The sequence below is a fragment of the Paucidesulfovibrio gracilis DSM 16080 genome (genome assembly GCF_900167125.1).
GTDB lineage: Bacteria > Desulfobacterota > Desulfovibrionia > Desulfovibrionales > Desulfovibrionaceae > Paucidesulfovibrio > Paucidesulfovibrio gracilis.
Genome location: NZ_FUYC01000001.1, coordinates 313,359 through 340,266 on the forward strand (window position 1 = coordinate 313,359; position 26,908 = coordinate 340,266).

The 26,908-nt window shown below is 57.1% G+C and carries 25 protein-coding genes and 1 tRNA gene; 5 read left to right on the forward strand and 21 right to left on the reverse strand.

Features of this window, described 5'->3' with window-relative positions; translation table 11 throughout:
- Positions 1–18: 18 nt before the first annotated feature.
- Positions 19–94 (forward strand) — tRNA-Thr (locus tag B5D49_RS01425).
- A gap of 423 nt (positions 95–517) precedes the next feature.
- Here B5D49_RS01425 and B5D49_RS01430 read toward each other — a convergent pair.
- The 15 genes from B5D49_RS01430 to B5D49_RS01500 form a co-directional block, all read right to left on the reverse strand.
- The gene (locus tag B5D49_RS01430) at positions 518–1,435 is read right to left on the reverse strand and encodes a hypothetical protein (protein ID WP_078715858.1); all 918 of its coding nucleotides are present in this window, start codon (positions 1,433–1,435) and stop codon (positions 518–520) included.
- A gap of 169 nt (positions 1,436–1,604) precedes the next feature.
- Positions 1,605–2,234 (reverse strand): recombinase family protein, encoded by a 630-nt coding sequence (locus B5D49_RS01435; protein WP_078715859.1) that lies wholly within the window; start codon positions 2,232–2,234, stop codon positions 1,605–1,607.
- A gap of 177 nt (positions 2,235–2,411) precedes the next feature.
- Positions 2,412–2,696 carry a hypothetical protein gene (locus B5D49_RS01440; protein WP_078715860.1) on the reverse strand — a complete coding sequence of 95 codons (285 nt, stop codon included), beginning with the start codon at positions 2,694–2,696 and terminating at the stop codon, positions 2,412–2,414.
- A gap of 113 nt (positions 2,697–2,809) precedes the next feature.
- On the reverse strand, positions 2,810–5,728 hold the full coding sequence (locus tag B5D49_RS01445) for an ATP-dependent helicase (RefSeq protein WP_078715861.1): 2,919 nt from the start codon (positions 5,726–5,728) through the stop codon (positions 2,810–2,812).
- 21 nt (positions 5,729–5,749) lie between these two features.
- A complete protein-coding gene (locus B5D49_RS01450) occupies positions 5,750–6,796 on the reverse strand; it encodes a DNA cytosine methyltransferase (RefSeq protein ID WP_078715862.1) in 1,047 nt (348 codons plus the stop codon).
- 76 nt (positions 6,797–6,872) lie between these two features.
- Positions 6,873–8,189, reverse strand: a complete 1,317-nt coding sequence (locus B5D49_RS01455; protein ID WP_078715863.1) for a tyrosine-type recombinase/integrase — start codon at positions 8,187–8,189, stop codon at positions 6,873–6,875.
- Between the two features lie 254 nt (positions 8,190–8,443).
- Positions 8,444–8,764: a hypothetical protein gene (locus B5D49_RS01460; RefSeq protein WP_144019042.1), complete on the reverse strand. Its 321-nt coding sequence runs from the start codon at positions 8,762–8,764 to the stop codon at positions 8,444–8,446.
- Between the two features lie 134 nt (positions 8,765–8,898).
- Positions 8,899–10,797, reverse strand: coding sequence for a 1-deoxy-D-xylulose-5-phosphate synthase (gene dxs, locus B5D49_RS01465; protein WP_078715865.1), 1,899 nt, complete (start codon positions 10,795–10,797; stop codon positions 8,899–8,901).
- A gap of 100 nt (positions 10,798–10,897) precedes the next feature.
- On the reverse strand, positions 10,898–11,791 hold the full coding sequence (locus tag B5D49_RS01470) for a polyprenyl synthetase family protein (protein WP_078715866.1): 894 nt from the start codon (positions 11,789–11,791) through the stop codon (positions 10,898–10,900).
- On the reverse strand, positions 11,788–12,015 hold the full coding sequence (gene xseB / locus B5D49_RS01475; protein ID WP_078715867.1) for an exodeoxyribonuclease VII small subunit: 228 nt from the start codon (positions 12,013–12,015) through the stop codon (positions 11,788–11,790). The genes B5D49_RS01470 and xseB overlap by 4 nt, the downstream gene beginning before the upstream one ends.
- Before the next feature lie 55 nt (positions 12,016–12,070).
- Entirely contained in the window at positions 12,071–13,057 is a 987-nt protein-coding gene (locus B5D49_RS01480) for a M23 family metallopeptidase (protein ID WP_144019043.1), read from the reverse strand.
- Between the two features lie 215 nt (positions 13,058–13,272).
- Positions 13,273–14,733 carry an exodeoxyribonuclease VII large subunit gene (gene xseA, locus B5D49_RS01485; protein ID WP_078715869.1) on the reverse strand — a complete coding sequence of 487 codons (1,461 nt, stop codon included), beginning with the start codon at positions 14,731–14,733 and terminating at the stop codon, positions 13,273–13,275.
- Between the two features lie 404 nt (positions 14,734–15,137).
- Positions 15,138–16,412 (reverse strand): DUF4857 domain-containing protein, encoded by a 1,275-nt coding sequence (locus B5D49_RS01490; protein WP_078715870.1) that lies wholly within the window; start codon positions 16,410–16,412, stop codon positions 15,138–15,140.
- Between the two features lies 1 nt (position 16,413).
- Complete coding sequence (locus B5D49_RS01495) at positions 16,414–17,082, reverse strand: hypothetical protein (RefSeq protein WP_144019044.1); 669 nt, start codon at positions 17,080–17,082, stop codon at positions 16,414–16,416.
- A 54-nt stretch (positions 17,083–17,136) separates the two neighbouring features.
- Positions 17,137–18,024: an ABC transporter ATP-binding protein gene (locus B5D49_RS01500; protein WP_078715872.1), complete on the reverse strand. Its 888-nt coding sequence runs from the start codon at positions 18,022–18,024 to the stop codon at positions 17,137–17,139.
- Between the two features lie 316 nt (positions 18,025–18,340).
- Here B5D49_RS01500 and B5D49_RS01505 point away from each other — a divergent pair, with 316 nt between their 5' ends.
- Positions 18,341–19,699 carry a hypothetical protein gene (locus B5D49_RS01505; RefSeq protein ID WP_078715873.1) on the forward strand — a complete coding sequence of 453 codons (1,359 nt, stop codon included), beginning with the start codon at positions 18,341–18,343 and terminating at the stop codon, positions 19,697–19,699.
- The gene (locus tag B5D49_RS01510; RefSeq protein ID WP_078715874.1) at positions 19,696–20,511 is read left to right on the forward strand and encodes an MlaA family lipoprotein; all 816 of its coding nucleotides are present in this window, start codon (positions 19,696–19,698) and stop codon (positions 20,509–20,511) included. Before B5D49_RS01505 ends, B5D49_RS01510 begins: the two co-directional genes overlap by 4 nt.
- A gap of 76 nt (positions 20,512–20,587) precedes the next feature.
- Here B5D49_RS01510 and B5D49_RS01515 read toward each other — a convergent pair whose 3' ends face one another.
- From B5D49_RS01515 to B5D49_RS01525, 3 genes are read right to left on the reverse strand one after another with little or no spacing between them, the layout of a single operon-like run.
- Complete coding sequence (locus B5D49_RS01515) at positions 20,588–22,246, reverse strand: nickel-dependent hydrogenase large subunit (protein WP_078715875.1); 1,659 nt, start codon at positions 22,244–22,246, stop codon at positions 20,588–20,590.
- Between the two features lie 33 nt (positions 22,247–22,279).
- Positions 22,280–23,248: a hydrogenase small subunit gene (locus B5D49_RS01520; RefSeq protein ID WP_078715876.1), complete on the reverse strand. Its 969-nt coding sequence runs from the start codon at positions 23,246–23,248 to the stop codon at positions 22,280–22,282.
- A gap of 21 nt (positions 23,249–23,269) precedes the next feature.
- Positions 23,270–23,668 (reverse strand): cytochrome c3 family protein, encoded by a 399-nt coding sequence (locus B5D49_RS01525; protein ID WP_078715877.1) that lies wholly within the window; start codon positions 23,666–23,668, stop codon positions 23,270–23,272.
- Positions 23,669–23,814: 146 nt separating this feature from the next.
- On the opposite strand from B5D49_RS01525, the gene B5D49_RS01530 reads away from it, so the two are divergent.
- Entirely contained in the window at positions 23,815–24,639 is an 825-nt protein-coding gene (locus tag B5D49_RS01530) for a sugar phosphate isomerase/epimerase family protein (RefSeq protein WP_078715878.1), read from the forward strand.
- Positions 24,640–24,646: 7 nt separating this feature from the next.
- Here B5D49_RS01530 and B5D49_RS01535 read toward each other — a convergent pair whose 3' ends face one another.
- From B5D49_RS01535 to arfB, 3 genes are read right to left on the reverse strand one after another with little or no spacing between them, the layout of a single operon-like run.
- A complete protein-coding gene (locus tag B5D49_RS01535; protein ID WP_078715879.1) occupies positions 24,647–25,210 on the reverse strand; it encodes a DUF6125 family protein in 564 nt (187 codons plus the stop codon).
- Positions 25,207–25,857, reverse strand: coding sequence for a hypothetical protein (locus B5D49_RS01540; protein ID WP_078715880.1), 651 nt, complete (start codon positions 25,855–25,857; stop codon positions 25,207–25,209). Before B5D49_RS01540 ends, B5D49_RS01535 begins: the two co-directional genes overlap by 4 nt.
- Position 25,858: 1 nt before the next feature.
- Positions 25,859–26,284 (reverse strand): alternative ribosome rescue aminoacyl-tRNA hydrolase ArfB, encoded by a 426-nt coding sequence (gene arfB / locus B5D49_RS01545; RefSeq protein ID WP_078715881.1) that lies wholly within the window; start codon positions 26,282–26,284, stop codon positions 25,859–25,861.
- A gap of 136 nt (positions 26,285–26,420) precedes the next feature.
- Here arfB and B5D49_RS01550 point away from each other — a divergent pair, with 136 nt between their 5' ends.
- Positions 26,421–26,906 carry a YchJ family protein gene (locus tag B5D49_RS01550; protein WP_078715882.1) on the forward strand — a complete coding sequence of 162 codons (486 nt, stop codon included), beginning with the start codon at positions 26,421–26,423 and terminating at the stop codon, positions 26,904–26,906.
- The last annotated feature ends 2 nt before the right edge of the window (positions 26,907–26,908 follow it).

Here is a 26,908-nt window from a genome sequence, read left to right on the forward strand (position 1 = left end):
CAAGGCTTTCCACCAATCGCCAGGATAGCTCAGTTGGTAGAGCAACTGATTCGTAATCAGTAGGTCGTCGGTTCAACTCCGATTCCTGGCTCCAACGAAATCAAGGGTTTGCGAGGTATCCATCTTGCAAACCCTTCCTTTTTTCTAGCCTATAGCTAACCCCAATGCAGACTCAGTGCAGACTAGCCACCCCCCAGATACGGCCTCTCCGTGTCACTGCGGAACCCACGGCCCGTGCATTCATCCCAGAAAAACGCTGGTCGCTGATGTGTCTCTATCATCAGGCTCAACAACATCGTTGCCGATACCGAGGAAAGCCACGGCTCAAGCGCATATCTGAGAAAAATGCTGATGGCCGGAAAACGCACGGAAAAAGTCTCAACTTCGTAGGCCATACCCCTGCATACGCATCTCAAGGCCCGTCGCCATGTGCGGATTCCTCAGAATTCTCCGCAACTTTTGTGGTGTAGATTGCATGAGAGTGCGATTTCGGCCAATTTGATGAGTCAGAATTCGACTACTCGCTGAATTCCCGAATGGTTTCCCAGACCAAGTCCATGTGCTCCCTGTCCAGAAAGGTGATGTCGTCATCCATCGCCGCAAGTTTGTTCAGGAATTGTCGCTTTCCATTGAGACTGTTGGCGAGCATTTGGCGTTTGTCATAATCCGTATCATCGCGAAGCCGTCCCTCAATCTCATTGATGTCTTGCTCCACGGAATCCATCAGCACACGCTTTATCTCGTGGTGGCAGGCATGCTTGACGGTGAACTTCTCTACCACGTCATACGGGATATTCTTCCCGTTCCATCTGTCCCACCGCTTGCCGAGCTTCCCCCATGCCTCATAGAACTCATTGTGCTGGGTCGTCATTTCCGCACAACTCATCTTTTTGAAGAGCCTGTCGTGGGGGCCGGTCACTTCTTGCACTCGTACGACACGAGGTTGAACAGTCCAATGAATGTCGTTGATCTTACTCCACCACTTCGTGAGCAATTCCTGTAGCTCGTCGCATCCCACCGGATCATTCAGGCTTCCAAGAAGGTGGAGGATCGGTAGCCCTCGCTGCTTTTCGGGCATGAGCCGCCAGAAGAACCAACATCGAGGGAAGTTCTCAATCATTCGCCTACGAAGATTGCCAACCCCACGCTTCCAGTCCTTGGGAGCCTGTGAAGCATTCGGCACAGTCAGGACAATATAATGCGTGGGCAACTTGGTAAGCTTAATCTCATTCAATGCCTTCTTGAATGAGCGTCTGCTTTTCTCGGTGAACGTGCTCCGGGATGGTGGGGCTGGAATCTTCTTGGTTTTGGGAGCTACCTTTTTGGGGGTGTCCACCTTGGGCTTGTTGTGGTCCGTGATGGATATGTATCCCGGTGCGATTCTGATCGTGTAGGAGTCGTCCGGGTCCGGGATTCTGATGTCGAGATCAGCCATTTCTTCCTCTCAGAAATATTCAATAATTTCAACAACTGCCGGGAGGGGATACCATCTACGTATTGTCCACGTCAAACGGCAGTCACGGCAAAAGTGTAACCTCGAATTTTTTTATGCAGGTCGGGAACAAGGTCAATATGCGGGACTATGAAGAGGGGGAGTCGCCTGATCAGTGATCCAACGGCTTCCGTTCAAGCTGTCGGGCCTCGGCAGTGCTGGTACCGCGTCCGTCGATCTTGGTACGATCCTCGATCTCGCGGCGTACACGCTGAACGCTCTTGGTGCTGATACCGAGCTTTTTGGCGATGGCCGAATGGGTTGCCCCGTCCGCCAGCATCTCACCGATGGCATCTTTATCGAGAGAGACAGGACGCCCTTTGTACTTGCCCTCGGCCTTGGCCTGTTGGATGCCTGCCATCTGTCGCTCCTTGCGGAGGTTGGTCTCAAATTCCGCGAAAACCGCCAGCATCTGCAGGAAGCACTTTCCGCTTGCCGTGCTGGTGTCGATGTCCATGTCGAGGACCACGAGCCCCGCACCTTTCTCTGCGATCTCGTCCTTGATCTGGAGTAGTTCGAGTGTGTTCCGGGCAAGGCGATCCAGCTTCCAGACCACTAGCTTGTCGCCTTCGCGCAATACAGAAAGCAGCAGTTCGAGCTTGGGTCTACCGTCCCTGCTGGACGCACTGGCCTTCTCCTCGTGAATGACGGCGTTGGGGAACTTCTTGCGGATGTCCTCGACCTGCATGGTGGCATCTTGGTCTGTAGTGCTGACTCGGCAGTATGCGTGAACCTGTGACATGCGGACTCCTTGTGTGGACATTGAACTCTTAGATGCGCCCATCATATGTGGACAAAATCTACTTTGTCAACCCTGTAGTCCACACCTTGTCCACTAGACCAGTGGGTATACTTGAATGTCCAATTCAAAAAAATGCCCTGAGGCCAGTGCGTCAGGGCATAGGTACAAGAATAGTTTTTATAACAATTCGTCTATGAATTCCTCGATTTCGCCCTCATCGAGTCCAGCTTCATTTAGGCCGTCTATCAACTGGTCAATCAAATTCTCTGCCGAATAATAATGGCGTGTATTCCGCTCTCCTTGAGAGAAATATATTTTCCCTGCTGATGATGTCTCAGGAGTCACTGTGACTCTTACAGTAAATGTGTACTCACCTGAATGCTCTACACCATCGTCGCTCGAAACAACCTGTTCTGCATCTTCGAGCCAACTGCCTCGAAGGAATTGAAAATGGTCACTCATAGCATGCCCCTCAATTCTGTTACAGTTACGCCTGAGGTTGTACCCAAACGACAATTCTCAGACGACCTCTGAACCTCTCCCAACGCTTCTCAGCCACATTAAGCGCACAGCAGCTAATCTTCATCATCGGGATCGCAACAAGCTGCCACCCTATTCATCCCCTGCGGAGTTGACAGTTCCGGCGGGTATTGCCCTGTAAAGGAGAACCGCTGTTGCTCCTTCGGACACAGACGCCCCCAGTCACAATCACGGCATTTCTCACCTGCTGGCCGGCTGGGAAAATCATTACTCAAAATCCCTTGCACAGCCCACTCGACATTCGCCACGGCTGCATCAAGTGCAGGCTGATCCACGGGGACATTCACTCGTTGATTGTCTTTCAGGAGATGTACTGAGCCAGTCTGGGCATTCTCTCCGAGAACCTCTCGTGCTGCCTTGGCATACAACTGAACCTGTAGGGACAAGTCGTCCCAGTTGAGCTTCGGATTCTCTTCAGGTGGGACTCCACCCTCAATGGCCTTGAAATCCACAACCTCGGCCTCAACAATCTCCCCGTCAGCCCCCTGCTTCAGAAGGAGGTCGATCGCGCCAGAAATAACTGAATCTTGCGCTGGTATCTCGAAACGTGCTTCTATCTGCCTGTTGCGAACAAACTCATCTCCATACGTCTCCGCATATATCTTGACGATATCAACAGCTTTCTCTTTGGCTCTTTCGTAGGGGCCAGGATTCCCCTGAGGATCGTTCGAAGGTGGAACATGTTTGAGGTGAAAAACCTGCTCTGCGACTGCTGCAGCTTCGTCTTGTGTCGGTTGGGCTGCACTGAATTCTTCATGCAATTTACCAACAGCCGTATGTACGGTTTGCCCGAACCCGAACATTTCAGGAATTGGGGGGCTGAATCCGAATCCCTTGCGGAATCGATAGTCCATCGGACACCGCAGATAGTACTTGATATCTGAAAAACTCGTCGGCAACACAACCTCATCCACCCGCTGCCGTTGCGGAGCTTGGGTGAGACCAGCAGGGAGAGTGGCAGAATCATCCCTAATCTCGTCGTGTTGAAGCCTGAGGGTAAATGCTGAGGTCTTCTTCGGTCTTTTCCCACCGGGTTGAAGTCCAGCACCGGAAATGTACAGGAATCTCTCAGCTCTCGTAATGGCAGTATAGTAAAGCCTTGCCTCCTCATCTCGCGTCGAATGATATGCTCCACGATCAATTGCAGGGCGTATCATCTCATCAGGGAGAAACCCGCTATACTTCGATTTGTTTTTAGGGAACCGAGCGTTTACTGCATCGACGACAAAGACCACAGGGAACTCTAGTCCTTTCGCCTTATGCACTGTCGACACGAAAACGGCGTCTGGCCTTTGGACGACATCGTCTGTCGAAACGTCATAGCCAGAATCAGCGACATTCTCGAGAAAGTTCAATATCTCCCTGAACCTACCAACTGAATCGACACTCATATAGACGGATTCGACATCTTGCAGCATCCGACTGAACAAGCCGATATCCCTCATGACTTCATCCGAAAAATCAGATGCCGCCAAATTGAATGCCTCAAGAAGGTCATGAACTAGCTGCTGTGGATAAACCCTCCGCCTCGCTCCAGCTCTGGGCGTGTGGATCAACCTTCCCCAATGGGTCATAAGTCGTGCGAGGGCGTTGAAATCTGCCTGAGGGTAAGCAGGAATGACAACATCATTGAACAGGGCTTGTACTTCTCCTCGACTTGGCGAGCGCTGGCGGAGCAAGTTAAACGAATCCCTCAAAGCTGAGACTTGAGGTCTCTCAAATGGTCCACCGCCAGATTCCAGACTGTATTTGATGTCTCGCTGTACCAGTGCGTTTGTAAAAGCGGCATGCCTCGGGGAACCATCCATTTCTGCTACTCGGGTTGACCTCATCAGGATTGCAAAATCCCCGGGAGTCAGCCCCCGCACCTCTCCGTCGGATTCGACATATGCCGTCCCTATAAGTTCTGCTATCCGCTGAGCAACCCATTTCCCCTCATCTTCTCGCCGATCAAACCAGTGGATTCCAAAATCGCGTGGGGTGATATTCTGGTATGCCGCTGGCGTTTTTTCAATGCGGCTTGCACCAAGCTCATCTGCGGCGAACCTGTTGGCCGTGTCAACGATTGCGTCTGTACTCCTGAAATTGATAGCAAGCTCGTGCTGAGAAGCTTGAGGGAATCGTGATGTGAAATTGAGGATATTGCTTACATCCGCTCCTCGCCACGCATAGATAGCTTGGTCATCGTCACCAACGACAAACAACGACTCGGAACGGCTGTGCAATTCCTGTATAAGAGCCTCTTGAGCTGGCGATACGTCCTGATATTCATCAACAAGCAGATGCCTGAGATTTGCGGTTGCTTCTTCTGCCCCCGGATGCTGAGCGATCATAGCATCTGCCACAAGGCGTATCATAAGAGAAAAATCTATATATTGCGACATTACAAGCCCATCACGAAGGGCTGCTATCACGTTGTAGAGTTCAGGATCATATTGCTGGACATCCTCAACCTCGAGCATTTCATCGTTGATCGTCTTCCATGCCCCGGCAGTCTCCTTGATCGCGGCAAAATAACTGTTTCCCCTTGCCCGCGCCCGCAACCCGGCTACTCCAAGACTTGGATACCGGGAGACAAGGTACAGCACCAGCCGATTCTCATCCAGAACATCAAATTGACGATAAATGGCATCGATCTGCCCCAACAGGTGCTGGCAGTAACCATGAATCGTGCCGATATACATCGCCCCCATGATATCGGTGCTGATCCCAACAGACTGCAACGCTTCCGCCACTCTCCGCTTGATTGAATCTGCGGCTTTCTCCGTGAACGTGAAGGCAACAATGCTGTCGGGAGCTTCCCCGTTGGCGACAAGCCATGCGATCCTGTATGCTGTTGTCCGCGACTTCCCTGAGCCAGCACAAGCGAGACAGAGGATTTCATTCGCAGTGTCGATTGCAGCTGCTTTTTGATCCGGTGTTAGTTTTTCATCCAGCACTTCATCAATGTTCATGGTCACCTCAGCTGGTCATGGCTATAAGATATTCCTAATTGAACGCGCATGTGCAGCAATAAATGGCGGAGGAAGGGCATTACCGATCATCAGAGCGATGTCGGACTTACTATTGGTATTCGGAAAGCAGTAGTCCTCTGGGAATCCTTGCAAAAGCGCGGCTTCGCGCAAGGTGATTGCTCGGTCCTCTACAGGATGTAAAAAACGTCCCTTTGAAGGATTGAAGCAACCGCTCGTAATGGTAGGCGAGGGGGAGTCCCATGCCATTCTCCCGTATACGTCTTTGAATCCTGAACATTTTTTGTGGCATTCAAGAACGTACTCCTCTGGAAGGTCGGTCCGGCTGCCTCCATCTCTGGGGATCAATCTGATAAGTTCTCGTATTCTCTGAGTCCGCCTCTCTGGGATATCGTGAATAGCATCTCCGCTAGCCCCTGCAGGAGGCAGATGGCCGATTGCTTGTCGGACTGTAATTTCTTCTTCATTCCTCGCTGCAAACGGGATTTCTTTGCCGAGTGCGCCAAGATATATCAAACGTCTGCGGCGTTGAGGCACTCTGTAGTCAACGGTGTTGAGCACATCATATTTCCCCATGTACCCAAGCTTACCCAGCTTCTCATAAAACAATTTGAATCGGGCATCTTCAGCAAGACCGGGGACGTTTTCTAGCATGATAGCCTGAGGCTGCATCACTTCTGCGAAACGCAAAAACTCGAAGAGTAAATCGTTGCCATAATCCTCAACAGTCCTTGCTCCATTGAGGGTTCGCATTGTCGAGAATCCCTGACACGGCGGACATCCTACGAGTAGGGGCAAATCCCCCTTCATCATCCCCAGATCGGCCATCAACAAATGAGGATCAACTTCGCATATGTCAGCCTGAATAGCTTTTGTATCTGGATGGTTTGCTCGATAGGCCTCAATCGCCAACGGTTCAATGTCAATTCCGGCCATCACTTGAAACCCAGCCTGACGCAGACCAAGAGACATCCCACCGCACCCACAGAACAAATCTACGGCTTGCAGTTTTTTCTCATTGGAATCTACAGTCTCATGGCAACTAGTCATTTCGTCCTCTCAATATCGATATTATGCATGTAGCACCCAACAACCTCAAGCAGTCAAGAAAAAATCTAGAACCCAATTATGAATCCTCAGGGTCATCTGCGTAGATTCTCCCGTAGTATTCCTCCTGCTCGTCCAGCATCTGATTCATTTCTGCTGGCGTCAGCTTCATCACATCTTCCAAGCTCTCAATCTGCTTGTCAGGAAAAAGCTCACTGATGACGGTTGCAGCGACATGTCCGCTGTGAGTCGGGATCAGATGGATATAGCGTTGAGTGGTGGTGAAACTCTTGTGCCGCATGATGCTCTGAAGCGCGTAAATATCCACCTTACCTGACTGTGCCAACCAACTTGCGTATGTGTGCCGCAAGGTATGCGGCGTCACGCGCTCGACAGTGTCCGCGGCTCCTTCATTGAGGCCTTGGCTATCCACAGTCCGCTGGAAGGTGTTCGACACCTCCTTGACCTTCTCCCCCTTCTCATTGAGGAACACGAAGGATTGCGGCTTCCCCACCCCTATACGCCGTAGCTCTTTCCTTGCCCGCTCCGGCAGGAACACCTTCTGATCCGTCCCACCTTTGGCATCTGGGATGTTGATGACGCTGTTGTCGAGGTCCACATCCCGCCATCGCATGTTGAAGACCTCTCCCATCCTCATGCCTGTCTCCAACGACAGCAGGGCGATCCGGTAGGTCTGGAGGCTGGCCTCCTTGAGGGCCAGCAGCAAGGTCTCGGCTTCAACATGGGTCAAGAACCGCTCACGCTTCCTACTCGGCTTGGGCATGTCCACCCGAGTCACGGGATTTGTCCCCTTGTAGCCGGACTTCTCAGGCCACTTGATCATCTTGTTGAAGACCACGCTCACCAGCATCAGGATGCGCCTGACAGAGGCCTCCTTGAGCCATGGCTCTTTGCCGTCGTTGGCTTTGACGATCCTCTCACGCTCCTTCGAATCCATGGGAGGCAGCAACTCCGTCTTGATCTGCTCAAGGTCGTACTTGGTGATACTGGACAGCTTGCGATGTCCGAATCGGGCTTCAAGGTGTGTCCGGTAGCAGGAGAGATCGTCGGCATGCGTCTTCTTGTTGGTGATTGCATGGTCCCTGTAGAAAACCTCGAAGGCTTCCCCGAAGGTCACCTCCGACCTCCTCCCATCGGGAGATAGTTCACCGTGGCGCATCCGCTGGATGTAGCGCCCCCGCTCCTCGGAAGCGAACTGGGCTGTGTAGCCCTCCGACGCCCATCCGACCTTCTTCCAACGCAGTTTTTTGTCGTCGCCGATGAACTCCGTGTACGTGAAGTAGAAACAGCGGTCGGCCCTACCCTTGTGCTTGCGGGTTGTGGAGGGGTGGTAGTAGACTCCGGTGTACTTGTTGACCTTGACCTTGTTTGCCATGGATCGAATTCCTTCTAGCTTTTTTCTAGCCTGATTCTCTCACTTCTCAGGCATTCTATCAAGCTTTTTGGAATGTCTTCATCGCAGAAGCCCAGCTATTCCGGCGTAAAACGAGGATTAGCGCCACCCAGAAAAGCAAGTGGCATCTTATTCGTAATCAGTAGGTCGGGCGTTCAAGTCGCCTTCCTGGCTCCAGAAAAGAAAATGGCTTGCGGCAAAAATGCTGCAAGCCATTTTCTTTGGGTCGCTGGCCATCAAAATGTGGGACGTTGTGCGGAACGATCTGGAAACTGGATGCGGATTCCGCCGCAGCGGGCCTTGGGTTGGTCGGAAAAACCTTCGGTCACATGCACCGGGAGCCGGGCACCCAGGACAATGCCCTTGCGGTCCAGAAAGGACTGGTCCGGCAGGCCGCCCGCGCCCATGGAAAGAAAAAACGGCGTGGTGCGGCGGCGCACCACACTTCCCGACGGAGAAGTCTCGGGCAAAATCCGAAATTCCACCAAATATCTGGGACCATGCGCGTTCCCGCCGAGCACGACCGCACTATCCTCAACGCCTTGGGTGACGCGCAAAATTTCCGCCGTCCCTTCCCACGTTTGGAAAACACACGCCTGATCCGGGCCGGAAGGATCCCCAACAAGCGGAGCGCAACCGCCCAGCGTCCATAAGAGACAGCACAGCACTGCCGGGAACCCCCAGCCCCGCTTCATCGCATGACGTCCAGCACCCGTTGCTTGATGCCCTGTTTGTCGATCCCCAGGAGGGTTCGCAATTCTTTTTGCGTTCCATGCTCCACAAATGCATCCGGCAGCCCCATACGATGAACCCGCAGTCCATCCATGGCACCATTGTCGGCCAACAGTTCCAGCACTGCCGAGGAAAAACCGCCCATGATGGCGTTTTCCTCCACGATGATGAGACACTTGTGCTCGGCAGCCAGTGCAAGCAATTGCTCTTTCGGCAAGGGTTTAACGAAACGGGCGTTAAACACGGCCAATTCCAGCCCTTGTTCGCGGGACAACTCCTCAGCCGCCTCCATAGCGGGAAGCACCCGTGATCCAATGGCTATGATGGCTCCATCGCTCCCGGAACGCTCCAGTTCACCGGTTCCCACCTGCAAGGGTTGCAGCCTCGGATCCACGGCCACGCCCACCCCCATTCCCCGGGGATACCGAACCGCCGTGGGACCGTCCACGGCAAAGGCCGTGGCCATCATCCGGGCCAGTTCATCTTCATCCTTGGGTGCCATGAGGGTCATATTGGGAATCAACCGCAAAAACGACAGGTCAAAGGCACCATGGTGGGTGGCTCCGTCCTCACCGACCAGCCCGCCGCGATCCAGAAAGAAGTTCACGTTCAAATTTTGCAGGCAGACATCGTGAATGATCTGATCATAGGAGCGCTGCAAGAAGGTGGAATAGATGGAAACAGCGGGTTTGTACCCCTGCGTGGCCAGGCCCGCGGCAAAGGTCACGGCGTGCTGTTCACAGATGCCCACGTCGTGGAACCGCTCGGGAAAACGTGTGCGGAAACAGTCTGTCCCGGTTCCTTCGGGCATGGCCGCAGTAATGGCCACAATCTTTTCATCGCGCTGGGCCAAAGTGCAGAGCGTGGCGCCGAAGACCTCGGTATAGGAGGCCCAGCCGCCGGGCGTGGGCTTGGGCGCCAGGCCCGTTTCCGGCTCAAATCGTCCAACACCGTGAAAATACGTCGGATTGGTCTCTGCCGGCTTATAGCCCTTGCCTTTTTTGGTCATGACATGCACCAGCACGGGCGTATCAATGCGCTTGACCTGTTCGAAGGTATCGGCCAACGCGCCGATGTCGTGTCCGTCCAACGGGCCGACGTAGTTGAACCGGAAGGCCTCAAAGAGCATGCCCGGCGTAAAGAAACTCTTGAATGAATCCTTGCCGCGCTTGGCCCAATGGTGCAGCTCGTCGCCGATGCCGGGAATATCCTTGATGCGGCGCTCCACGAAATCCTTCCAGCGCACGAACATCGGCGCGGAGACCGTCCGGGAAAGGAAGCGGGACAATGCCCCCACGTTGGTGGAGATGGACATTTCGTTGTCATTGAGCACCACAATGAACGGGCGCTCCAGATCCCCGGCCTGGTTCAACCCCTCAAAGGCCAGCCCTCCGGTAAGCGAGCCATCCCCGATGACCGAAACCACGTTGAAATCCTCTTCCTTCAAATCTCGCGCCGTGGCAATTCCCAACCCTGCGGAGATGGAGGTGGACGAGTGGCCCACTCCGAAATGATCATAAGGACTTTCCGCCATGCGTGGAAATCCGCTCACCCCGCCGAATTGACGCAACGTGTCGAACCGGTTCAGACGCCCGGTGAGCAATTTGTGCGTGTAGGCTTGGTGACCGACATCCCAAATCAGCTTATCCTGATCCAGATCAAAGGCCCGAAACAACGCCAGAGTCAATTCCACGGTTCCCAGGTTGGGCGCCAGATGCCCCCCGGTTTGGGAAACCTGGGAAATAATCACCTGCCGGATCTCCGCGGCCATGGTTTCCAGTTCCTTGACGGAACAGGCCCGGACATCTGCCGGTCCTTTGATCTTCGGCAGAAGTTCCAGTTCTTGCGGTATATTCATACAACTCCCACGGCGGCTTGTGCGCTGCCTTCGATATCCTGATTTGTACTGACTTCGGCGGAAAGAGCCGCGTCATCCCGACGGGCCGGAGCAATAACGGCTACTGCACACGGTCCACGATATAACGGGCCAGTCCTTCCAAAAATTCACGCTCCGGCCCGGAATAGACATCCAGCTGGCGAACGGCTTCGGCGATGTGCTCTTCGGCCATGGTCCGGCTTTGCTCCAATCCTACAAGACTGGGGTACGTGACCTTTCCCTGAGCCTCATCGCTGCCCACGGGCTTGCCCAGGCTGGCTTCATCGCCCGTAACGTCGAGGATATCGTCCACGATCTGGAAGGCCACCCCCACTTCCTTGCCGTATGCCGTGGCCCGGCGAAGGTCGTCCAGGTCTGCTCCGGCCAGGATGGCCCCGCAGGAACAGGACGCCGTAAGCAATGCTCCGGTTTTCATGGCATGCATGGCGCGCAATTGATCCAGGTTCACATCTTCGCGCCCGGTCATTTCCATATCCGCCATCTGCCCCCCCACCATGCCGGCGCAGCCCGCGGACCGAACCATCATGCGCATGGCCTGGATAACCACCCCGGCAGGCAGTCCGCGCTCCAAGGCGGAATCGAGCATAAACCCGAACGCCTCGGTGAGCAGTCCATCCCCGGCGAGAATGGCTGTGGCCTCGTCAAACTGTTTGTGATTGGAGGGCCGACCGCGCCGCAAATCATCATCATCCATGGCCGGCAGGTCGTCATGAATCAAGGAATAGGTATGGATCATTTCCAGACTGGCGGCAAAAGGCAACGCCGCGTCGGTATCCCCATCCAGGAGTTTATTGAATGAAAGCAGCAGCACGGGGCGCAGGCGTTTTCCTCCGGCCAGCAGGCTGTATTCCATGGCCTGACGCAGCCGTTTGGGAAATCCTTTGCCTTCCAGACAATCGCGCAGGTAGTCTTCAACCCTGGCAGAACGTTCCTTGAGTTTCGTCTTGATGCTCATTCGTCCTCTCCGCCCAGTTCGTCGGGATCAAATGCCGCCAGATCCCGGCCCATCCGGGTCACTTCGTTTTGGGCCTCCTGCAGGCGCCGGGAGCAATCCCGGGCCAGGGTCAGTCCTTCCTTATACAATTCCACGCCGCGTTCCAGGGGAACATCCCCGGACTCCAGCTCTTCCACCACAGCGGTGAGCCTGGCTAATTTATCTTCGTATGTCGGGTTGCCCATAGGTCATTCCTTTGGATAATCGGAAAATCTTGGCCCCCAGGGACGGCTTCTCGGGTTACTCCACGTCCGGCCGGAGCAGGTCATCCACGTCCGACGTCACCAGGGTCTGGGGATCCACCATGCGTCCCTGCACGGCCACGCCAAAATGCAGGTGCGGTCCCGTGGCCCGGCCCGTGGCCCCGGCAAGACCGATGACATCCCCGCGCTCCACGGACTGCCCCGCCTCGACCTTGCGTTCGGAAAGATGGAAATACATGGAGATCACTCCGTTGCCGTGGTCCACATACACGCTGTTCCCGGCATAGTAGTGATCGTCCGACAGGATGACCACGCCTTTTTCACAAGCTTTGACCGGCGTTCCCACGGCGGCGCGCATATCCAGCCCGCGATGCGGATTCTTGGGCTGTCCGTTGAGGATGCGACGATAGCCGTACAAACTCGTGACCTTACCGGAAACCGGGCGAAGCAGGGGCAAGGTCCATTTGCGTTCCGGAGAAATAGTGGAGAGTGCCGCGCGCACGGCCTTGCGGTCCCGGGCGACGCGCTCGCTCTGCTTGGGCGGGGCCGTGACCATTTTTTGCTCCAGGGTCAGGCGCTGTTCCGGATACTGTTTTTTCTGCACGGCCACAGGATGGTTAAAGGTGCGCAGTTCGCCGTCCACCAGGGCCGAAACACGAAGATAGTGAACGCCGGGTTTGTTGTAGAGCACGTCCGTTCCCAGCAGCGCCAGGGCCACATATTTTCCGTTCCAGTCCCCCACGGAGGGACGCACATCCTTATCCATCCAGGATACACGCACGTCCTCAAGAGGACGGCTGGACGTCAGACGAGCCACAAAAGGCTGGCCCAGAGAAACAGCCGCGGGATGGGCCAAGACAAAAATCTCTTCCCCTTCCGAAACCTGCTGGTTCTCGGATTGGTCCGCAACCGCCTCCTGCGCGGAAGATGCGGGAGCCGCCTCTTGGCCCAGGCTGGCGCCGGGAGTGAGCAACAGAGAGGAAAACAACATGACGGCCAACAAAGTCAGGTTCCAAAAGCGCACTGTGTATTTCTCCTTGTGGTCACCATACGGCGACACGCTATCGTATTCGACGGCTCGGGATTCCGCCACCTCATGAGACAGGGCCGAGGGAAACGGCGTCGTGTTCCCGCCTCGGCCGCGGAGCAACACGAAACATCCGTGCTTGATTCCGGCCACATGGTTCCTTTGCAATAGTTCGCCCCTGCCGAAGCAAAGGGCGCACGCGCAGCAACGGCCTACGCTTCGTGATCCCCGCCTTTGGCAGGCGACGACGGAACAAAGGACTCCGCCCGACCGCTCACCCTGGCAGGAACAATGCCGTCCCGAACCTGGATCGCCAACTCCAGGCCCGGGACCGCGTCCTCAATGGAACGCAGAAAAGTATTCGTGTCCACCCGGCGTACCAGACTATAGCCTCGCTCCAGCGGCAAGGCCGGATCCAGGCCGCTCAAACGGGAACGGCGCAACTCCAGCACGTGAGCCGCCCGGTCCAGATGCGCTGCGGCGGCCCGGTGCAGCCGGTCCACGGCGTGTCGCAGTTCCGTGTGCTCTGTGCGTATGCGCTCCACTCCGAACCCACGCCCCAGCCGCTGACCCAATCGACTTAGCCGCTCGCCATGCCGCTGAAAAAATTGTTCCCGATTCCGCTCCAGCCGCCGCTCCCCCTGCGTAAACCCCTGGGAAAGCCGATCCAGCCGCTCCCCGGGCGAAGCGCGGTGCAACGAGCGACGCAACGTATGCAACCGATCCGACTGAACGTGCATGCTGCGGGCAAAGGCGTTTTCCAGCCGCAATTGCAGGTCATCCACCTGCTGCATCAGACTCGTACGCCGGGGCCAAAGCAACTGCGCGGCATGACTCGGCGTGGCGGCACGGCGGTCCGCCACATAGTCCGCAATGGTCACATCAGGCTCATGTCCCACACCCGTGACCACGGGGATACGCGATTGCACCATGGCCCGGGCCACTTCCTCGGAATTAAACGCCCACAAATCCTCCAGGGAGCCGCCGCCGCGCACCAGAGCCACGACTTCGGCCCATGCATCGTCATCCGCCCGGGCCAGAGCCTCGGCAATGGCCTTGGGAGCGCGATCCCCCTGTACCAAAGCGGGATACAGCCGGATCTGCATCCCCCATCCCCGCTCCTCGGCCAGCCGCAAAAAATCCCGTACCGCCGCCCCCCGGGGAGAGGTCACCAGCGCCACGCGCCAGGGATGGGAGGGCAATGGTTTTTTCCGCTCCGCATCAAACCAGCCCCGCTGGGCCAAATCGCGTTTGAGCGCTTCAAAGGCCAGATGCAGGTCGCCCACGCCCTCCTGTTGCACCAGTTCCGCCACAAGCTGGTACACGCCACGGCGTTCATAGACGTTCAACCGTCCGGCACAGAGCAATTCCCGCCCCTCTTCGATGTCCGGCACATGCCCGGACGCGGATTCCCCGGACGTGTCGTCCGGTTCCAGGATCTCCCCTGTGGCGGGATTGACCACGGCTCCGCCTTCCTCGCGCCGCCATTGCGCGGATTTGAACCAAACCACGCTCAGGGCGCTTTCACCGTCGGTAAGGGTAAAATAGATATGGCCGCTGGCCGGACGAGACACATTGCCCACCTGCCCCCGGACCCAGACAAACGGGAACTCGGTTTCCAGTACGTCCTTGACCGCTCTGGTCAGTTCGGCAACGGTGAGTATCGTGGGCATGTCGCAGCTCGTGGGCGTGAATCACCGGGTTACGTAAATTCTGACAAAAGGACTTCCCAACGGCCGATCAAAACGTCCGCCGCTTTAGTGGCCAGCAGCGTCCGGAAACGTCGCCCAGGCCAACGCCTGCAGGAAGCCTGTTCAGCTCCGGCCCGACAACGCGGGACGAGCACTGCCCACAGCCTGCCATGCAGCGTGTCCGTCTGCATATCACGACTTGGCCGCGTGTAAAACCACGGATTTTGCTCCTTCGCGGCTGATCTTGTAGAAAAACCGGGCCATAGGGACGCTCTTCATGCCCAACAGGAAAGCGCCGCCCCGCATGATGCGAAACGGCGCTGGAAAAGTTCACGACACCAGGATGCAATAGAATACGGATGCACGCGGCATCCGCTGACGCGGATTCAGCAGGATTCGTCCGGGATCAGCAACACCGCCAACAGGCCATAGATCCCGGTACCAAGGATCACCGCAGCGTCCCAAATCGCAGAACAAAACGGGCGGCGTCGCACCAGCAGGCTGAGCATGAAAAGAGCCAAAGCCACGCCCGTACCCGACAGTCCGGCTTGCCAGTGCCAATCAGGAGAAAACCGGAGGAATCCATCTTCAAGCGTATCAAAAGCAATACCAAAAGGCGTGGCGCTCTGGAGCAGCGTATTCGCCAGCGTGGGTTCGGCCCGCGACATGGTATGCTGATACCGGGCCAGCACCTGGTGCTCCCGATCCATCACCACGGCTTGAATGGTTGTTTCGTCGGAATACACGGCCGTGCGGTACAAAGGATTGACCAGCAGTTTGAAATCCATCCGTTCCGGATCGTAGCCCTCCAGAGGAAGGGGAATCATGGCATAATCGTCGTACCCAAGCAGCCAGAGCCGATCATCACGGGTCAACACCAACCCAAGATACTCGCGCCGGGCATTTTCCGAAACCTTGATGGCCCGGACCCCCAGTTCCGGGGCAATGGGCGTGCGTACCACATGCGGAACGCCTTCCACACGGCGCAGATGAAACACCGCATCCTCGGCGTCCACAAGAAACACGCCCGCATCGAACGGCTTGAGTATAGTGGGTCTGCCCGCCACCAGCTTCGCAGGAAAAGTGAACCCAGCCTCGGACAACGCCGTGGTGAATCTCCTGCTCAACGCCTCGTCCACGCGGTTATCATCCGCATTGATGAATTCCATCCGCGCATTGATCCGAAATCGGTCCTCGGGAAAAACCAATCGGGCGCGACCTGGAACGGATTCCAGCAGCGGCCAGATCATTTCGCCCGGCGCGTTGCCAGGTACCTGGCGCGGCGTGAGTTCCATGACCTGCCGTTCCCGGCGGATAGTCTGCTTGCCAAACACCTGCCCCTTGAGATGCAGCGGAAGCAATCCCCAAATGTCCATGTTCTTATAGTAGATAAAGGGCAAGAGTTGCTCAAATTCCTCGCGGGTGAATCGTTTTCCATCCTGATCCATGCGCACGAATTGGGCATGGTGCAACGCTTCCTTGCCGTTGCCCTCGGGATGGCGCAATTTTTCCCGCCACACAAATTTTTCGCTCACCGGGCTGTAGAACAGATGCGTCTTGGGTTCCCTTTCGCCAAAGGCCATGGTCACGACCTTGGGTACATAAACGGCCAACAACACCACAGCTGCCGCAATCAGTGAATATCGGGACAAGCGCACCATGCTAGGCTCTCCTTAAACGAAAACGATACGCGGGGTACAGGATGGACGGAACGAGCAACGCCACGAGCAATGCACTCCAAGCCAGGGAAGGCGCATACGCCCCGGGTGCGGCCCGATGCAGCAGCAGCCCCACCACACCGAACCCCACAAGCAGGTTCACCGCCCGCAGCCGCCAGACCGGTTCCAGGAGAACCAACGCCGTGCCGAGATATCCGGCCAAACCTGCCAAGGCCCAAGGCAGCACAGTCCAGACTGCGCGCCAAGCCACTTCCACGGGAAAACGCTCCAGGGTCATGACCGCCAGTACGCCCACGTCAAGCAGCAACAGGGTCAGTACAATTCCCAAGCCCACGGCCAGATGCCCAAGCACCACCACATGCGGCGGCACGGGCAGGTGCAGGGAAATGCGGAACCGCTGCCCGCGCATTTCCGGCAGGAACTGGGCCACGGCCAGCAACACGCCCGTCAACAGCGGCAACAATTGCAATGGCTCATAATATATGGTCCCCAAATGAATGACGCGATACCAGACCACTTCCGCATGATCCAACAGAAACAACCGCCGCATACTCAGGTAAATGTATCCGAGCACGGCAAGATGAACCGCCAACGCCAGGCAGCCCATGGCCCGCAACTTCGAATATTCCTTCAAAAGGAGTGAACGAAACACGATATGGTCCTCATGACGACAGCCCCGGCAGATTCAGCCGGTTCGCCATACACATTAGTATTTTCCGGTGAATCCGATGAACGCTTCCTCAAAGGTCATGGGAATCTGTTCCAGAGCCGAGCAGGGAATCCCCTCGCTCCGCAACCGGCCAGCCACTTCCCCGACATCCGCGAATGAGTACAATTCCAACATGTCACCGCTCTGTTCCACGTTCTTGATCACGTCATTGCGGCAAAGGCGGGGTCCATTTTCCGGGCATGGCATACGATAGAGCCGAAATCCTTCCAAAAAACGCTTTTTTGAAATTTGCGTGGCCATTCCGCCCCGCTCCAGAAAAATGACCTCGTCCATGAACATCTCCAGATCCTGCACGATGTGGGAGGTCACCAGCACCGTGCATTGCGTTTCCCGCAGGTACTCGGCCAGATGCTCCAAAAACAGGCGGCGATACCCGGCGTCCAATCCCATGGTGTAATCGTCCAGAATCATCAGATCCGGCTGCTGGGCCATGATCAGGCCAAGCACAACCTGGGAGCGTTGCCCCTCGGACATATTGGCGATTCGGTGCGAATGGGGCAGCCTCAATTTGTCGGTCAGGCTGTAATAATATTCCCGCTTCCACTGGGGATAAAACGGTGCAAAAAAACGCTCCACGCTTGCAATGGTCATGAACTCGTAGGCCATGTGGCCTTCAAACAGCAGCCCCACCCTCCGACGGGTTTCCGGGGACAAGGCATAGGATGGATCGCCCAAGATACGGCAACAGCCGCCGGTGGGCCGCAAAAACCCCATCAGAATTTTGATGAGCGTGGTTTTCCCCACCCCATTTTTGCCCAACAAACCAAACACTTTTCCAACGGGGATCCGAAAGTTCAAGTCCTCGTACACGCGATGTTTTCCATACCTGTGGCGCAGGTGCTCCACTTCAACAGCATACTCCATGGCGGCCTCTCTTGAAAATGAATTTCAAAATCATGAGATAATTAGCGCCGTCACTTTTTTGCGTCAACCAGGACACGGAATTTTAATTGGTGCAACCGATGGTGAGAACGGAGTTTATACTTTTCAAGAATAACGGTAACCCCAAGAAACCGTATACTAAAAACTGTCTTTGCCGAACGAAATATACGTAAAAGGCTTTCCGCCTGTATGCGATGCCATTCGTTCAAGGGCGGCAGCATCTTGTGCTCCACCTGGAAATCAGGTAGCAGCGGCGCAAGTGGGAGACTGCCAACGACTTGAACCGCAAAGGAATGCGATGCGAAGAATCGTCTTTTTTTTCAGCCTGTTTTTCCTGCTCACGCTGCTAGCTGCATGGGGGACCATCCCGGCGTTTTCCGCCCCCTTGCGCCAGGGGGCCGACAGAGATGACCCGTTTCCTTTCACCAATCCCTACGAAGCGACCATACTCGGCACCCCGCCAGAACACCGGGTCGCGCTTCCCAGCCGTGTCGAGCCTCGAATCCGCTCCCTGGAAATCCAGGACCGCCTCGTGCCGGACGTGTTCCATTACAACGCTGCCATGCAGTATTCCGTCACCCTGCAGGACGGTCCCGCGCCCCTGGTTTTTCTCATCGCCGGGACCGGGGGACGGTACGACGAATCCAAAATGCAATTTTTGCAGCAGCTCCTGCATGGAGCGGGCTGCCACACGGTTTGCCTCAGCTCCCCCACCCAATTTCAATTCATCGTGAGCATGGCCCAGCACGCCATCACCGGCTATGTTCCCTGGGACGTGGACGACCTCTGGCGGGTCATGCGCGTGATCCGCGACCAGATCCAAGATGAACGCGAGGTCACGGACATTCGTCTGGCCGGGTACAGCCTTGGCGGACTGCACAGCGCCTTTCTCGCGGAACGCGACGCCAGGGCCAAAGAATTTCAATTCCACAGGGTATTGGTGCTCAATCCGCCGGTGGACCTGTTCAATTCAGCCCTGACTTTCGACTCCTGGCTCGGCGGCGGAGAGGAAGGGATGGAAAAGGCGGAAAAAATTCTGGGAACCTTTATCCGCGAGTTCACCCGGTTCTATAAAGCCAACGACCTGGGCAGTCTCAGCGGCGAGCAAATCATCGCGTTTTTCCAGAGCCTGGATCTTTCAGACACGGACCTGCGCACGCTCATTGCCACAAGCTTTCGCATGACCTGCGCCTCCATGGTCTTCAGCTCGGATGTCTGCCTGCGGGCCGGATATGTGGTTCGCCCGGAAACGCAACTGACGCGCACCACGCCCTTGCTGCCGTATTTCGACGTGACCAGCAGGATCACTTTTGAGCAATATTTCGAGGAATTCCTCTTGCCGTACATCCAATACCGCGATCCCTCGGCCACCCGGACCAGTGTTCTGCACGAATGCAGCCTCAAGAGCATTGCCCGCTACCTGGGCCAGGCCGACAACGTGGCCGTACTCGGCACCATGGACGACCCCATTCTGAACACTGCTGAACGCGACTTCCTGCTTCAGACCTTTGGACCGCGCATCCATCTTTTTCCGCATGGAGGACACTGCGGCAGTTTTCAGCATCCACCCTTTGCCGCACGCATTCTGGAGCAGCTTGACCTGTCCGACCAGGCCGCAACGTTCCAGAGAAAACCTGATGCAGGGGGTGACGCATGACCAGCATTGCCCGCCGATGCACCCCGCTCCTGCACACCATGCTGATCCTGGCCGTTCTTGTTTTCGGTCTGTCGGGCTGCGCCACGACAAACGTTCCAAAGCCAAACAACGGACTGCAACCCGGGGCATTTCGCACTCCGGTCTCTCATGCCCCGGCTTCGGATGCCCCGCTTTCCACCGACTCCCCTTTGTACGTGTCCGACCCCATGGAAGGGTTCAACAGGACCATGTACGCCCTGAACGCGGAGATCGACCGCTACGTGCTGCTCCCTGCGGTGGACGTCTATCAAAAAGTGCTGCCCGCGCCCCTACGCACGGGCGTGAGCAACATCATCGACAATCTCAATGAGATTCCCACCCTGGCCAACTGCCTGCTGCAAGGCGACCTAGGCAAAAGCGGCACCACCCTGCTGCGGTTCGTGCTCAACTCCACCCTGGGCATGGCCGGGTTGGTGGATACGGCCACGGGCGCGGGGCTGGATCGCCAGGAAGAAGATTTCGGCCAGACCCTGGGCGTCTGGGGTGTCGACCAGGGTCCATACCTGGTCCTGCCCGTGCTGGGTCCGTCCAATCTGCGCGACACTCTGGGATCGGGCGTGGACATGGTCATCACATACTATGAGATGGAAGCCGTGTACGACATGCTGGATGTGGAGCACCGCAATCCCGTGCGGCAGGCCAATACTTTGATTCGCGGCGTGGACAAACGCGCCCGCATCCCTTTTCGCTACCACACGGCCGGGACACCCTTTGAATATGAATTCCTCCGCTTTTTATACGCCACCAAACGCCGGTTGGATGTGGCGAAATAGCTCGGGGAAAAGAAGAAAGTGAGGCGGCCCGCCCGAGGAGGGAGCTGACGGGCCGCCGGGACAAAGGACTCTCGCGCTAAAGTGCGCGAACAGATTGAATCTTTTTGCCTCGCGCATCCACGAGATGCACAGAGCAGGCAATACACGGATCAAAGGAATGCACGGTCCGCAGAATCTCCACGGGCCGTTCCGGGTCAGGGACCGGACAGCCGATCAGGGATTCCTCGCACGGACCGATCTTGCCTTCCTTGCAGCGGGGACCGAAGTTCCAGGTGGACGGCACCACCATCTGAAAGTTGCCGATCTTCTTGTCCTCTATGCGGATCCAATGCGAAAGCCCGCCACGCGTCACACAGCAGTATCCCACCCCTTTGGCGGAATCCTTCATCTTCCAGTCCACGCAAAGCTCGTCGTCGCCCGCTTTGGCTCGCTCGTCCAGTTCGTCGATCCAGCCCTTCATGCGCCGGGTCAGCATGGTGGTTTCCACCACACGGCTGATGGTCCGCCCCATGGTGGAGAAAAGCTGTTTTGGTTTCAGTCCGGCTGCTGCAAAGACCTGATCCAACAGCTTTTTGGTTTCTTCCTCGCCTCGCGCATAGGCAATGGCCCGTCGCGCCAGGGGTCCGGTTTCCATGGGTTCGCCCTTGTACCGGGGCGCCTTGGACCAGGAGTATTTGTCCTCATCCGTATAGCTGGTGTATTTCGGGTCAGTGACGCCGTCATAGGGCTTGCGGGCATCGTCGCCCACGTACCAACTCCGGGCCACGTGTTCTTCGATCTTGTCCACCTCCAACTTCTCGGTCTTGCCGAAATCGTTTTGCCAGAGCACACCGGAACGGAAATAGGGATTGTTCCCGTCCGTGTCGTAAAAATCCGAAAAATCGAAGAAGTTGGAAGTTCGCCCATAATTGGATGCTTCGGGGAAACGTCTAGCCATGAGAGTGATGTCCGGCATCATGGCATTTTCCACAAATTCCAGCGTTTCTTCCCACAACGTGCGGAAGTGCGCCACGGCGTCGGTGTTCATGGCGTTGTAGCAGGTCATGCCGCCTACGATCATGGTCTGGGCATGGGGATTCTTGCCCGCAAAGATGGCCATGGCCCGGGCCAATTTGAGCTGAATACGAAGCCCTTCGATGTAGTGGGCCGAAAGGATCAAATTTTCCTCGGGCGAACACCGGTAGGCGGGATTGCCGCCCAAGAAGTAGGCGTTTTCCAGGAATCCGAGCTGGCCCGAGGCCACGAAGTCCTTAAGCCGCTTTTGCACGATGTACAATTCGCCGGGATCGGCCTCGCGGCCGCTGGTTTCCCCGACGATTTTGGCGGCAGCGGCTGCATCCGCCTCAATGGCTGAAGCCATGTCGATCCAGTCCAGCCCGTGCAAATGGTAATAATGCACAAGGTGGTCGTGGACCAGCAGGGCCGAGAGGATCAGATTACGCATCAATTGCGCGGCCGGGGGCGGCGTCACGCCCAGGGCGTCCTCAATGGCTCGAATACTTGTCAGGGCGTGGGTGTTGGTACAGACCCCGCAGGCCCGCTGGGTGAATAAAGGCGCATCCTCGGGGGGACGTCCTTTGAGGATCATTTCGATACCCCGGAAGAGCTGGGTACTGGACCAGGCGTTTTTCACCCGGTCGTTCTCTATCTCCACCTCCACCTTGAGATGTCCCTCAAGGCGCGTCACCGGGTCGATGATCAGCCGGTTGCCGTTGGCTTTCGCGTGCTTCTGCATGTTCTGGCCTCTCCTTGTTCCGGTTGGCGCGCGTTATTTTTCGTCCGGCCCGTCTTCAATGGCCGAGAAGAATGGCGAATACTGGTCCCAGAAGCCCGGCTCGCTGCACCCGATGCAGGGTGAACCGGATTGCACAGGCCACGTGACCTGATTGAACAGCTGCGTAGGGCAGTTATTATATGTATACGGTCCCTTGCAGCCCAGTTTATAGAGGCACCAACCCTGCTTGGCCTCCTTGCTCGTAAAGCTGGGGGCGAACTCGCCTTTGTTGAAATGCTTTTGCCGTGGACACTTGTCGTGCACGGTCTGGGCAAAGAACATCAGCGGACGGCTCCACTGGTCCAGCTTGGGCATGCCCTTGGTGAGCAGGTGGACCACAGTTCCCACGAAGTTGGCCGGGTTGGGCGGGCATCCTGCAATATTGATGGCCTTGACGCCCACATGGGCCAGGGCTTCGTTGGTACCCTTGGCACCCGACGGATTGGGCGCTGCCGCCTGCACGCCGCCGAACGACGCGCACGAACCCATGGCAATGGTTGCCATGGCCTTGGACGCCACTTCCGAGCAAAGTTGGAGCATGGTCTGCCCGCCCACCTTGCCGAACTCGCCACCGTGTTTGGTGGGAATGCCTCCCTCAATGACGCAGATGTATCCTTCGGGATTATTCATGGCCTTGAGCAGGGCATCATGGGAGGCATCGCCTGCCGCGGCCATGACGGTTTCGCAATAGTCCAGGGAAATGGTCTCCATGATCAATTCATCGAAGAACGGTCCCACGTTGCGCAGCAGCGCCTCGGTGCAGCCTGTGCATTCCGCGCAATGCAGATATATCACGGAGGGGCGTTTCTTCTTGGTCAGGGCATGGGCCACCTGGGGCGCAAAAGCCGGTCCCATACCCATGAGCACGGCAAGCGCACTGCAATATTGCATGAATTCTCTGCGACTCGTTCCTCTGCCTTCGCCAAGGAGCCGCATCTGTTCAAAACGCGAAATGTCCTGCATAGCTTTCTCCTTTGGCGGTTATCACGGCTTGTGGCAGGCCGTGGTGCAGCCCACCGGGTTATCCTTCCCCTGGGTGCGGCGCGTGGTGTGGCACCCCAGGCAACTGGGCGCGGCCTCGGTGTGCCAGGCGCGGAAAAATCCGGTCGGGTCATCCGGATCATCACTCTTATGACACTGACTGCACGGCACGAACTCCCCCAGTGTTTTGTCGGATTCCTTATGGTGACAGCTCTCACACGCATTCTTCACCGCATGCATGCCGTGCGGAAACTTCACTTCCGTGACCCACGCCGACAGCGGTGTGTTTCCCTTGGGCCGTTTGATCACGATCTCGTCCGGCACCTTGTAGGCCAGCCCGCTGGACACCGCCAAAAGCAGCGTCACGGCCGCCATGGCGACCCCGATACAAACCTTGCGCATACCGCCTCCGTGTTGAACGTTGCACATTCGCTCTTTTCGGATAGCATATATTTATGCTCTATAAATTATAATTTCCCATGTAGACGGAAGACAATCATGCCCCACGCGACCTTGCCCCGAACCGCCGGCTGGTCTACCGTACCGATATGACGGACCAAACATCACAAAAGATCCTGACCGGTCCCCAAGAGGATCGGCTCTTTGTAAAGCTGCCTTTTGCCAGTTTGCTGGCCGGTGGGCTGGAATATTTCGTGGAGCACGGGCTGCAACCCGAGATTTGCTTTGAGGCGGACCAGGTCAACCGGATGGGAACGGAGCAAATGGTCCCCCTGGCCCAGACACTACGCAACGCGAACCTGCGTTGCACGGTGCACGCGCCCTTCAACGGACTGGACTTCGGCGCGCTGGACGCGGACCGAATGGCCTGGACCCGCCAGAGCCTGGACAGAACCTTGCTGCTTTGCCGCGAACTTGCCCCGGTCACCGTGGTGGTGCATGGCGGTCAGCCACGGTTTCAGTCCAGCGCGGAATATGAACGGTGGAACGAACGCGCCCTGCCCCTGCTGCAAACCACGGCACAGCAGGCCCAGGACCAGGGAACACGTGTGGTGCTGGAAAACATCTGCCACACTAGGCCGGAACAGCTCGCTCCCCTATTGGAAAAACTGGACGGACTGGCGGGCTGGTGCCTGGATGTGGGACACTGGCACGTTTTCGGCCGGGAGCCTATCTCCCGCTGGGCAAAAATTCTCGGTTCCCGGTTGGAGCAACTGCACTTGCACGACAATCACGGCGGTGCTGACGAACATCTGGCCGTGGGGCAGGGAAGCATCGAATTTCATCAGGTACTCGGCACTCTCGCCGAGACCGGGCCGGTGCACACCCCGCCCGTGGTCACGCTCGAAGTCCCCTACCAAACCGGCGTGGAACCGAGCTTGCGCGCCCTGGCTCCTGTCTGGCCCTGGGGCTGACGGAAGGCTATCGATCGCCGCCCGCTCCAACGGGCAGGACAAACCGCCACCGACAATCATACTCCGGTGGGGTGGGATCCGGCGGTGCCTGGACGCATTCCACCTGCACGGACGGGGACACGCGCGCGGCAAACCGGCGGAATTCGGTCTCGTGCATCTCCCGGCATTCATACGGCTCCAGGCCATGCTTTTCCCGTCCGGCCTGGGCCGGGCAGCGGCGGACCGTCACTGTGATGCCCCGGATCACGCCCTCGGCGTCGGGCGCGTCATGCTCCACCGCGCACTCCACAGTGGGTATCCAGGGCAAATATTCATACGCCTTCCAAAACCCGCACGGCGTGTCCGCAAATGGCCCGAACCGCTCCAGCACGTCCCGGGCCGCCAAGTCGCCCATCTTATCCCAAACCAGACCGTTGACCGCCTCGGCCTCGGCCCGGCCATGGCGCTTTTCCACATTCAGGAACCAAAAGCCGTCGCAAAGCCGCAACTGCCAGAGCAAGGATGATACGTATTCACGCACCTCGCGCCGGTCCATGCCGTCCATGACGGACAAATCAAATTGCTTGCTCATGCTTCATCCCTATACAATGCACGGCGAACGCGCCGCGAATGGTTGAGGTACAACAACCAAAATCCCGCCAAAACCGCATGCACGGAATAAAACCAGCCCGCCGCCTCCAGAAAACGCCGGGCATGCGCCACACCAAGAGTTGGACCCAACGTCAACAATTGGGTCAACGCGCTCAATAGCACCAGATACAACACTCCGCGGGTCAAGGCCGGAGCGCGCGGATCCTCCCGCCGAAACAACACGACGGACAGCGGACCCAGAACAAACACGGCCGCCCCCGTAAACAAGGTGAGCCAGAGCAGAATGGTGACCAACGGGGGATGCCCCACGCCCGCCCCGGTCAGGGACGGCTCTAGCGCATTCCACGCTCCCAGGGCTATCCAGGCGGACAAGGCGGGATACACGCCGCCCACAAAGGCAAAAAGTCCCCAAAGCCAGCCGCCCAGCGCGTATCGGCCCGCACTCGTCGCAGCAGCCCGGGCTTCGTCGATCCAGCCCAGCTCCTTATGCCCGCGCTTGAGCAGCTCTGTTTTGAGCGCCAGCCGAGCTTCAGGCGTCAATTGACCGCCGCGCCCCAGCTCCAACAGCTCCTCATCCCCAAGCTCCGAATATTTTTTCGCGATCTTGTCGATGTTCACCCGGAGCACGTTACCAATCCTCCCGGCGCACCGGCCCGCGGCAGCGCTTCACCGAAGCCCGGCGCTTTTTCGATTCCAAACGGCGACGCCGCTCCCCGGCCGGAACCCCGGAGCGCACACGCTCCATCACCGGAGCCAGCGCCTCGGCCAGCAGGTCCGCAAAACGTCGCAAAACCTCCTCCCGGTTGCGCTCAAAACTCCGATGCGTCTGGCACGCCAGCGTCAACACGCCGTCCTTGCCGATCCTGCGGCGCAACTTGCCGCGCAAAAGCATCTTTTGCAATTGGGTTAGCCGCCGTGAACGACCGAGATTGAAGCGCAACACCGCCTTGGTGGACGCCGTGTTCACATGCTGCCCGCCCGGACCGGACGAACGTACCGCCCGAATCCGAATTTCCTTTAGCGGAATGGATACGTCTTCTGCGATGTATAACATTCCAAAAGCCTACCAAATCCCTCACCGAAAGATAAGCCCCACCCACGGCCCCACGCACACACTTTTCTTTCCCACCATTATCGGCTACAAACCGCTCAGAATAACACCTGCCGCAAGGCTACGGAGGAAACCGACCATGAATAACTGCCCCTGCGGGTCCGGCAAGACCATCGACCAATGCTGTGAACCCTACATCCAGGGCCGGGAACACGCGCCCACCGCCGAAGCCCTGATGCGCTCGCGCTACACGGCCTATGCAATCAAAAACCTGGAATATCTGCGCGATACACTTCTGCCTGAAGAACGAGACGAATTCGACATCGAAGCCGCACGCAAGTGGTCCGAAACCGCCCAGTGGGACGGCCTGGATATCCTGCATACCGAAGACGGCGGACCCGACGACGAGACCGGCATAGTGGATTTTGTCGCTCGGTACTCCCAGTCCGGCGTGCGCCAGGCACACCGGGAACTCGGCTCCTTCCGCAAACAGGAGGGACAGTGGCTCTACGTGGACGGTGAAGTACGCGGCGAACCCCAGCGCCGGGCCACCCCCAAAGTGGGCCGAAATGAACCCTGCCCCTGCGGGTCCGGCAAAAAGTACAAAAAATGCTGCGGGAAATAGCA